We start from the raw sequence: 9,820 nt of genomic DNA on the forward strand, positions 1-9,820 counted from the left end.
ATCATCCATGTCATGAACTGGAGACGGGGGAATGCTCAACCATGTCTTATTGGACGGACGAAGAGGCTTGGATATCATTTATCATGATTCAATCAGGACATGGGTTAACGCCAAAAAATTATGATTTAGTAAAAACATATTATGACACAGAACAGCCTATGCCAGTATTTGATGCAGAACCTGCCTATGAACAAATGCCAACAGCTTTTCCAGTTCCAGGAACACAATTTGAATATCATGGAGGTTGGATGGTAAGAAAACGTGCTTATTGGAGTTTGTTTGCCGGGTCTTTTGGACATACATATGGTCATGCCTCTGTGTGGTGTATGATTTCAGAAAAGGAAAGAGACAGTTGGAGAACATATTCTTGGTTTGAAGCTCTTGACAGGCCTGGCGCATGGCAAATAAAAATCCTGCGTGACTTTCTTGAATCAAGAGACTTAAGTCAGTGTACACCATCTCAGAAAATACTAACTGAACAACGTCATAAGAAGGAAGATATCCTCGATGAACATAATCAGGCGTGTATAAATGAAGGGGAATTCATTTGTGTGTATTTCCCATCAGGTGGAGAAGAAACAATAGATGTAGGCAGGTTAAAAAGCGATGATTTACACATGTGGTGGTTTAATCCGAGAGATGGACAATGCTATTTACAAAATAATGTTACTTCAGAAGAACCAATTCAATTAACAGAAGTATTAAAAAATGACGCAATTAAGATAGTAACACCAACTCGCGGAACAGAGCAGGATTGGGTATGTGTGATAGAGTGCAGAGAGAATCGTGCAACAAGACCTGGCAAAGCACAAATTTATGGAGAAATGCCTGTACCATCAGAGGTTAAGAAAGTTTTTCCAGCATGGTAGTTGAGAGGAATTCCAGTTTTATCTTAAGGTGCGTTAGTTCAGGAAGTTAAAGTAGCAATCATGATTATTATCTTGATCTTCGCAATCGGGTTCTTTTCTTTAATAACATCTACAATAAAATGGGCGCTTTCCTGCAACAAGGATGAGCGCTTATTTTTATTTTAGGGCCAGATTTGAATAACACTCGGTGATAATTTAGGACATTTACAGAAAAACACAGATTGTGAAGAAATGCAATTAAAGTAAAGGGTACGTTCCTGTATTAAAAACAAGGACTCATTTTCTTTGTTATGATACATAAAAGGAAATTAATGTTACACTAAAGAGCCAGGAAGTAGTTAGTGGCTCACAACAGTCAGGTCTTGCATATACAATAAACATTTAAGTATTAAAGAGTTAGAGAGAAAATCTCCAACCCTTTAAGTAAAGGTCTCTTCCAGATTAGTAGTCGTAATTATTATCATAGGGGTAGTAGTCATCTCTACACCGGCGTACCCATCTACATTCACGAACCCAACGACAGCGTGGTGGTCGAGGGGGATAAGGGGGATAATAAGGCGGCTGTCCATAGGACTGTCCAATAGGCTGTCCCTCGAGTTGCCCAAAACGCTGTTGTCCATTTAAAGAATCAAGGTAATAAAAATGTTGTAATTCGTTAGAATTCATTTGGGGTTGATTATGATAATTCATTAAAATCTCTCCTTTCTAATAAGTTCACTATACATAAACACTATATGTTTAAATAATGAAATTAAGTGGACTTATACCCAGAAAACGAGCCTGATTTTAGGTAAATAAACTAAAAAAGCTCTTTAGGTAAACATAATGATAAGAGTAAATTAAAAGGAGGGATTTGAATAAAGATCACAGTATTTAAAGATTATTCGGCAGATTACCTAAGCAGGCTGGGAAACGTTTTGGACCGAGTGAAGACATTATGTGCTATCGTTTATCCGAAGGAAGATTTAGTCTTTCACATGGGAACAGGGATTATCGGCTTGTTTAATTGCTATCTTAAATAAAGTTTGCCCTTATTGAATTAACGGGTGCGTTGATCCTAGAAGGGTTAACGATCTTTTTGTGGATACTGAACTAAGAAGCAGGTTAACGGAAGAAAAATAAAACAGGGAAGGTTATAGTATTTTGTCTGTAAAAAAAGATAATTATAAATTTGGAGGTTTTGGTTTGAAAAAACGTTATATGGGGACTTGTTCAAAAGTTTCCAAATCTCTTTATTGTGAATACCTCTTATTTCATTAGTAGTGTTGTTTTTATCGGTTTAATTGGTATCATTTTTACTATTTTAGGTAAAACAAAAGTGATTGAAAAAAAGTTCATTTTACGATTGGTTGGATAATTCTTATTGGTATTATTACTATCTAATGGCATAGTTTATTTATTGTGCAAACTGGAGCGAATATTCAATAAGGAGTTGTCGTTGCGTGAGCTCCTATTGTGGATAAATGCCAGAATTACTTAACAAGAACCAAAAAACAACAAGTTCAAAAGGGGGATTGGTGTTTGGTTTACTTAATCTTGGAAGTCTAGTGCTTGGACTAATTGCTTGGATACTTCCAATTGTTAATCTAACGAGAGATAAAAAACAGGAAAATAAAAATTGGTTTGCTCTATCCATTATAAGCATGTTGTTGGCTGCTTATTTAGAGGGTTGTTTTTAATCAATGATATTCACAAAAGTATTGTACCAAAGAAGGACAAAGTTCAAGATGCGTATGATAGTTATTTAGAGAAAAGAGACAAAACTTCTTCTTGAGTTTAACAACAGGAGTTGGCGTTCAGAAGCTCCTATTTCTTACTATCGAAGCAGAAGAGTGAAAGAGTAATAATTGAAATATGCATATTAAATTCTTAATATTATTAGCAAAAGCACTGAATATTAAATGCTTTTGCGTATAGCTCTGTATTTAAAAGACGATTTCTTATTACTTAACATATAAGTCTTTCAATGCCAATACTCTTCTGTAACTCCAATAGCAACTAATGATGTTCCGATTGACTGTAACCATCCGCCTAAGACAGCTAGTAGTTGAGCTAATTCTTCTAAGGAGTACAAATTCTTATATTCTCCGATCGCTTCAATTAATGAGCCAATAGACTGCACCTTAGCTCCTAAAACCTTTTTAGGATGTTCTTTTTCTATTGCTATTAAATAGGCACCGATTGACTGTATTGCATTTCCAATAATAGAAATCTGCCTATTTTCAATGTCTTTTAAATCCTTTTGTTGTAAGTTTCCAAAAGGATTTTTTTGATTAAGAATGTCTTTTCTAAATTCTTTAGGAAGTTCTCTTGCATTTATATAAGAAACTGTACTTGCTCCACCTGCAATTAACCAGTTTCCAATCTCTGCCTGTGGATTGTCTTCTAAAATTGCTACGAGAGCACTCCCTACGCCTTGACCACCTTTTCCAATAACTGATAACTGTTGCCCTATATAACGATTTTCATATAATATGTTTGTTTGACCGATTGCACCAATAGTAGCACCAATAGCCGCAATCCAATTGCTAATAACTTCTAATGAATTTGCCACATTTATCTACCGCCCTTTAGAAAAAAAGTCTTTATAATGGTTTATGCAAATCATTATTAAAAAGATTGTACTTTTTATATCTTATAAGAGTATATTCTAGGGGGAGTGTTTTGTTTTAAAGTTGTGTCGTAAATTTTTAGATAGTAATGATATCCCTTCTTCAACTATTGTGGCAGGATAGTTGATTAAAAAATCCTCGCATCCCAGTCAATTAAGGTCGATCCGACCATAGTTTTTCAGGGTCCTCTTCACCTTCAGCGATAGCTCGAAGCATATCACGACTAGAGATACCCATAATGTCAGATACAACAGAAGCTAGTTTAATATTCGCACCTTCTAAAACCTTCTGAATTCTGTTGTGCTGCCGAGCTCTTTCTTCAATGATACTGCGACGGTAACGAACGAGTTCTCGTAAGTGACGTTGATTTCGATTAGGGACATAACTCCCTTGGGTGCAAGAGTTAAATGGAGCAACGTCGTAATCTAAACACGTTGCTCCTATTTAGTTTAGTAGAAATGCTTCTGATAAAGTTCCTTCCTAAGCCTACCACTTAATTCAGCATATATACGAGTTGTTTCACTATTCTCATGTCCCATTAAAATTGGTATCACTTCAATGGGGGCACCATTATTTAATAAATTAGTTGCATAGCTGTGTCTCATTTGATGGGGATGTCTTTCTGTTACAAAGATAATTGTATCTTTATCCTCTCTACTTTCTATTAATCTTCGCTCTATCAACAATATCATTTGCATTTCTTCAAAACGCGTAATTTGCCTAATCAGCTTTCCTACATACATAAAAGGAAGAATTGAAAAGCACTTGTGAATGTTGATACATAATTTGGCGACATTTCTTATCCACTTCTATAATTACCATTAAAAAATATCACATAATTCTTCTTGTTATGACAGCGATATAGGTGAATAGAGAAAACAAAATAGAGATTACTAGTGCATGGATAATTCCAATCGTTAAGTTTTGATTATAAGTTAACACCATTCCTACACCACTTAAAAGCTGTAAAAATATTAGTGATAAACTAACAAAACTGAGACTTAATAATAGACGTTGATGCTTATATAGTTTTAATACCCATAAAACAAACACTATAACAAAAACGGTTAACAACATGCCTGCTAAACGATGAAACATCTGAGCAAAAACAATGGTTCCTTGGCTAAATAAGACAAATTCTCCATTACATAAAGGAAAACCAGTACAAGCTGTAGCAGCTCCCATATGCTTTACAAATGCACCTGTATAGATAGCAGCATAAGCATAAATAGTAATAAAAATGATAAAACGCTTAAAATGTATTCCAACCTGTACTGTGACGTTATTAAATTGTTTTTCAAATGTAAAAAAGGTAATCGTTAAAACGGCTGCTAAAGAGATTGCTGAAAAACCAAAATGTAATGCCATAATTAATGGAGGTTGTCCAAATACAACTTGTCCAGCTCCCATTAAACCTTGAATAATAATGGCAGCCGAAGCAAGAATAGCAAAGAATTTTATTTCTTTAATATAATTCAATTTACGCCATGACCAGAACGATAATATTAAAACCAACATCCCTGCAACGCTGGAGATTAATCTATGGGTGTACTCAATAATAGTTTCTAGCGTTGGATTATATGGAATGACATCCCCAAAACAGAGCGGCCATGTCGTTCCACATCCTTGACCAGATCCTGTTTTGGTGACAACGGAACCTTGCAAAAGGACAAATAGCACGATAATTGTTGTTGAAATTGAATAAAGTCTTAACTTTTTCATGTTTCACCTTGGCTAGTGACATGATCACTTTCCAACCAATTAACAATTGAATCTATGATGGTTGCTTGTTGTTCACTAACTGTTATCTGAGCTTCATTGTCGCCGGACTGGCTACCATATACACCAAAATAAGCATGGTTACCGCCTGAAATTTCAATGAAATTGGTTCTTTGTGGTAAGTTCGAGCTGTTTTCTTTAATTTTTTCAGGAGTACTTAATCCATCCTCTGACCCGCTTATGGATAAAACGGGTAAGTTGGATTCACTTAAAAAATCATTGCTTGCTGCATATGCACCAAGTAATATTAGCCCGTTTATTCTGTCTAAATATTGATCTGCATACATAGCCGCTGCTGCTCCTCCCATTGAATGACCAGCAATATACCATTCAATGCGATTATCATTCTCTATTACTTCATTTGCTTTTGAAACATCTAGAATTGACAAATTTAATCTAACTGAGGGTATAGCTACTGTAATATTTTGCTTTGATAACTCTTGTGCTAAATAGGCATATGCTTCAGGTTCAACTTTTGCACCAGGATAGAGTATTAACCCTTTATCAGCATTTACCGCTTTATAGATATACCATCCATCCTCTGATTTCTTGATATCCTCTATTTCGATTTGATTAGCATCTATCGCACTAAATGTATTTTGAGTCCATATAAAAAATAAAGACAAGCTCAAGATTACTACTATACCTAAAGTGATAAACGAAATAAATAACGCTTTTTTGTTGAGAATTTTTTTCATCATTATAACCGAACTATTCCAAATCCAATTAAGCAGAGAAGTATAGACAATCCACTAATTAAAATTAAAGAATAATTTTCCTTTCTAGAATTTTTTTGGAAGTATCTCATTTAACCAGAATTAAAGTAAAGCTCCAAACAACTTGACTATAAACACAACGGGAAAAGACAGGTAAAATGCTAAGCCGTTACCAGAGCTCAACATCAAGCCTTCAGATTGACGAAAAATCACAACAAGTAGGATTTCCATGTGCCGATAAGAACTTGGTAAAGGAAATCATATAACCCCCCCTTTTTTTCATATGTCTTTTTAGACATATGAAACTATGGTTATATTAAACAATGATTAATACTTTGGTCAAGTTAATATGCTATAATTTCTTTATATGGACAAATATTAAGGAATTGATGTTTTATGAGCTTACGTTATGCTTTGTTAGGGATAATTTCTAAAAAATCAGTAACAGGTTATGATGTGGTGAGAATATTTAAGCAACAGATGATTTATTTTTGGAGTTCTACTCATAGCCAAATCTATACAGAATTGCATAAAATGGAAAACGATAACTTGATAGATCACGAATTAGTAATTCAAGGAATCTTACCAAATAAAAAAGTATACTCTCTTACAGATACAGGTAAGAAGGACTTAATACGCTGGGCAATTGAAGAACCTTTAAAACCAGCAAAAATTAAAGATGATTTCTTAATTAAAACGACTATTTTTCCTTTTTTATCGGTTGTTGAAATTAATAAATTGTTAGATGATGTTATAGAGAGAGAAGATAAAATTTTAAGTATGACAAAAAAGTGGCAAGAACACTTTAACAGTCAAGAAGAACGAGACGTAGGCACTATATTAACAGTTGAATATGGAATAAGGTATTCTGAAATGTACTTGGAATGGTGTAAGTGGGCAAAACAATATATCAATGAAACTAAGTAACAAGCCATACGTCCATTGCATTTTCTTTATTTCACTACTATGAAAATAAACATCTGAAATTTAAGGGAAAAGACAATACTCAAGTAGACGCAGCTCATTCATTTTTTTAAAAGGGGAGGCGCCTAATACATTTATTTATGGGTAAAACGATCGGATCCACTCCCGCGAAAGCGACTAGCTTCTTGGGGTGATTAAATCGATCAATTTCCCCAATCTCGGATATAATCGTTGCAGCGATCTTTTCTCCGATACCAGGAATTGATTTGATAATTTCATATTCTTCAATTTCTTGCGCAAGGGCATCTATCTCTGATTCTAACTTTGATAGGTGCTCTTTGTATTGGAGAATAGTATTAATAAACATTCCAAGACTCAAAATGTGACTCTAATAAACGGCTCTCTCAAACGGATTTCGAATTGCCGCAGCTTTGATTTGTGCTGATTTATCACTAGCCCAACTTCGTGAACGACTCTTACAGAACTCGTGTATTTTGTCGGTTAAGGTCTCATCACTGGCATTTAAAATATCTTCAGACGAAGGGTATTCCTTTAAAGTTAATAGGGACACAACAGAATATAAATCCCCAAACACTCCTCTAAATTCAGGAAATACTTGATCTAAAATCGCTTGAAATTGTAGTTTTGTCTGAATTAAAGTACCAGTAATATTCTCATGTTGTCTCGTAAGATTACGTAAGTTTAAAAGTTGGACACCGCGTTTTTTATATGGTTCAAGCTCCTCTTTATAGAAGAGTTCGCACAGAAGATAAGCATCAATAGCGTCCGTTTTGACCTTTCGTAAGCTCGAGCTCTTGGCCTTGTAAGAAATTAATGGATTAATGATGATTAAAAGATAGCCTCGTTCCTCAAGATAGTGAACAACAGGAGTTTGGTAGTGTCCTGTGGCTTCTAGAATAACCGGAGGTTTCTTCCCTGTTTCAGCAGTCAAACCTTCAATGAATTCCACAAGGGATTCAAGCCCCTCATTAATATGTGATACTTTAAAGCTTTTACGGTATGGTTTCCCTTTATCTAAAAAAGCTTGAACCTGACTTTCTCCCTTTGACACATCAAGACCAATGACTGGATTCATTCTAAATCCCCTCCAAATTATTAACTAACCGGTACCCCTAATTTCTTCTTGCAGTATCACAGCTTCGCTTGTTATACGAGATCTACGTCCCAACCAGCCTCAATCATGTTTCTACAAGTAGGGGGCAAACTGTTTACTTGACGGGATCGAAGCCCCACGAGCAGTTACGTTTTACCCCTGGCTACTGTTATAATAAGACCATATAAAATAAGGTCAACCAGAAATATTTTCTTATCTGGCTGACCTTATAATACGAAGGAGCAGAATAGTACAACAAGAGTAGTCACTTCTTGTGTTGAGAAGATAATTAAACTTTCATGGGGGACTTTAGTGTGAAAAACATCTGGCAAGAAGATAATGATTACGGAAAACTAGAACTATTAACAATTGAGATTGTAGAAAAGGCAGAAGAAAAATTGAAAATTAAGTTACCAGATGCCTACATAAGTATCTTGAACCAACAAAATGGTGGTTATATCAAATTTAATGCACATCCTTCAGATATACCAACATCTTGGGCTCATGACCATGTTAATGTTGACCATTTCTTTGGAATAGGATTGGGTAAGGAAAAAGGAATATTAGAAAGTGAGTATTTAATTCAAGAATGGGGTTTACCTAAGAATGTTATACTAATTTCTGGAGATGGACATTCGTGGATTGCACTTGATTATAGGAGTAGGAAAACTGAACCTCCTGTTATTTTAATTGATGTTGATGAAGAACACATTATTGAATTGGCTCCAAACTTTGACTCCTTTCTAAAAGGACTATATGTACAACCCTTAGAATCTGAAGATGAGTATACAGACGACTTGCAACGTCGATGGACAGTAACTGAAATCAACGATACATTTTCAGCTAATAATGAGTTAGAAATTGCCTACGCATTAGATTACCTTTCATTAAATGCCACTGACCAAAAGCAATTTATTGAGCAGAGCTTAATTAAACTGCTTCAACATTCTAAATTAGAAATAAGAGAAACAGCAGCCAATTATGCTTATCATTTTTATGAAAACGGAATACTGTCCACAAAGTGTGTAGAAAGTATTGTGGAAATTCTACGGAATGATAATGAAATAAAATATTTTGCTGATATGTATTTTGCAGGTTTGTAAGATTACAAAGACATATGCCTATTTATGGTATTTTATTATTGTGCTAACGGGTAGCTTTATTGAAAGAGCTGGAGCTGTCATAATGGCAGCTCCTTTGGCTTATTGTGCGAACGGAGCTTTAAGGAGATAAATTTTATATTTTTTAAACTGGACGGGAGTGTTAAAGTTATATAGAGCAAAAGGGGGAGTGAAAATGAAACAGAAAATAGTACTTTCAATTCTAGTTTTTTCGATAATTTTCAATGGATACTTACTTTATAGTAATAACCACAAGCAAACTATAATTGATGAAGTTATATCATATAAACTAAATGCGGTATTAGCTGATAGTCATGGATTAAAAATGGCAATTGAGTCACAATTAGAAAGTGAAACTGAAAACGGTCAGCTACATGAAAGACTTCAACGTTTAATATTTACTACTCAGTCTGCTGAAAATGTTCTTCGATTGAGTAATAACTCCTATAGATTGAGGGTCGCATTAAAACAATACTGGTTTAATCTAGATACAATAACATTAAATGAACAAAACTTATTATTACTAATAGAAGTTATTGATACACAATTTTGCGATTACAAAATAGAGGCTTATAATTCAGAAACGATAGGGAGGATGACCAATTCATTCGAGTATATAAATGAAGAGATAATACGAAAGTAATTTTCAACTACCGGGTGCTTGAGTGGAATAACTGAAGTTGTC

Annotated in this window: 9 protein-coding genes and 3 pseudogenes; 5 read left to right on the plus strand and 7 right to left on the minus strand. The window is 34.6% G+C overall.

Features of this window, described 5'->3' with window-relative positions:
* Positions 1–869: apiosidase-like domain-containing protein (locus tag CEF19_RS19305; protein WP_198510325.1), on the plus strand; the 869-nt coding region annotated here is incomplete at its 5' end.
* Positions 870–1,310: 441 nt separating this feature from the next.
* Here the strand turns inward: CEF19_RS19305 and CEF19_RS19310 are convergent.
* The gene (locus CEF19_RS19310) at positions 1,311–1,559 is read right to left on the minus strand and encodes a hypothetical protein (protein WP_100407577.1); all 249 of its coding nucleotides are present in this window, start codon (positions 1,557–1,559) and stop codon (positions 1,311–1,313) included.
* A 773-nt stretch (positions 1,560–2,332) separates the two neighbouring features.
* Here CEF19_RS19310 and CEF19_RS19315 point away from each other — a divergent pair.
* Positions 2,333–2,548, plus strand: a complete 216-nt coding sequence (locus CEF19_RS19315) for a hypothetical protein (protein WP_100407578.1) — start codon at positions 2,333–2,335, stop codon at positions 2,546–2,548.
* Positions 2,549–2,832: 284 nt separating this feature from the next.
* Here CEF19_RS19315 and CEF19_RS19320 read toward each other — a convergent pair whose 3' ends face one another.
* The 5 genes and pseudogenes from CEF19_RS19320 to CEF19_RS19340 form a co-directional block, all read right to left on the minus strand.
* On the minus strand, positions 2,833–3,423 hold the full coding sequence (locus CEF19_RS19320; protein WP_100407579.1) for a DUF6944 family repetitive protein: 591 nt from the start codon (positions 3,421–3,423) through the stop codon (positions 2,833–2,835).
* 229 nt (positions 3,424–3,652) lie between these two features.
* Positions 3,653–3,874, minus strand: a pseudogene (locus CEF19_RS23865) (IS110 family transposase); the annotation flags it as partial.
* 56 nt (positions 3,875–3,930) lie between these two features.
* Positions 3,931–4,173: a tyrosine-type recombinase/integrase gene (locus CEF19_RS19330; protein ID WP_227522033.1), complete on the minus strand. Its 243-nt coding sequence runs from the start codon at positions 4,171–4,173 to the stop codon at positions 3,931–3,933.
* Positions 4,174–4,312: 139 nt separating this feature from the next.
* Positions 4,313–5,203 carry a COX15/CtaA family protein gene (locus tag CEF19_RS19335; RefSeq protein WP_100407581.1) on the minus strand — a complete coding sequence of 297 codons (891 nt, stop codon included), beginning with the start codon at positions 5,201–5,203 and terminating at the stop codon, positions 4,313–4,315.
* Positions 5,200–5,886, minus strand: a complete 687-nt coding sequence (locus tag CEF19_RS19340) for an alpha/beta fold hydrolase (protein WP_157801017.1) — start codon at positions 5,884–5,886, stop codon at positions 5,200–5,202. The genes CEF19_RS19335 and CEF19_RS19340 overlap by 4 nt, the downstream gene beginning before the upstream one ends.
* A 486-nt stretch (positions 5,887–6,372) precedes the next feature.
* On the opposite strand from CEF19_RS19340, the gene CEF19_RS19345 reads away from it, so the two are divergent.
* Positions 6,373–6,903 carry a PadR family transcriptional regulator gene (locus CEF19_RS19345; RefSeq protein WP_100407583.1) on the plus strand — a complete coding sequence of 177 codons (531 nt, stop codon included), beginning with the start codon at positions 6,373–6,375 and terminating at the stop codon, positions 6,901–6,903.
* 145 nt (positions 6,904–7,048) lie between these two features.
* Here the strand turns inward: CEF19_RS19345 and CEF19_RS19350 are convergent.
* Positions 7,049–7,996, minus strand: a pseudogene (locus CEF19_RS19350) (IS110 family transposase); the annotation flags it as partial.
* A gap of 317 nt (positions 7,997–8,313) precedes the next feature.
* On the opposite strand from CEF19_RS19350, the pseudogene CEF19_RS24150 reads away from it, so the two are divergent.
* Positions 8,314–8,793 (plus strand): annotated as a pseudogene (locus CEF19_RS24150) (SMI1/KNR4 family protein); the annotation flags it as partial.
* A gap of 517 nt (positions 8,794–9,310) precedes the next feature.
* Positions 9,311–9,778, plus strand: a complete 468-nt coding sequence (locus tag CEF19_RS19360) for a hypothetical protein (RefSeq protein ID WP_100407585.1) — start codon at positions 9,311–9,313, stop codon at positions 9,776–9,778.
* Positions 9,779–9,820: the final 42 nt, after the last annotated feature.

Origin of the sequence: Bacillus solitudinis (assembly GCF_002797395.1) — a bacterium.
In the GTDB taxonomy this organism is placed as follows: domain Bacteria; phylum Bacillota; class Bacilli; order Bacillales; family Bacillaceae_D; genus Halalkalibacter_A; species Halalkalibacter_A solitudinis.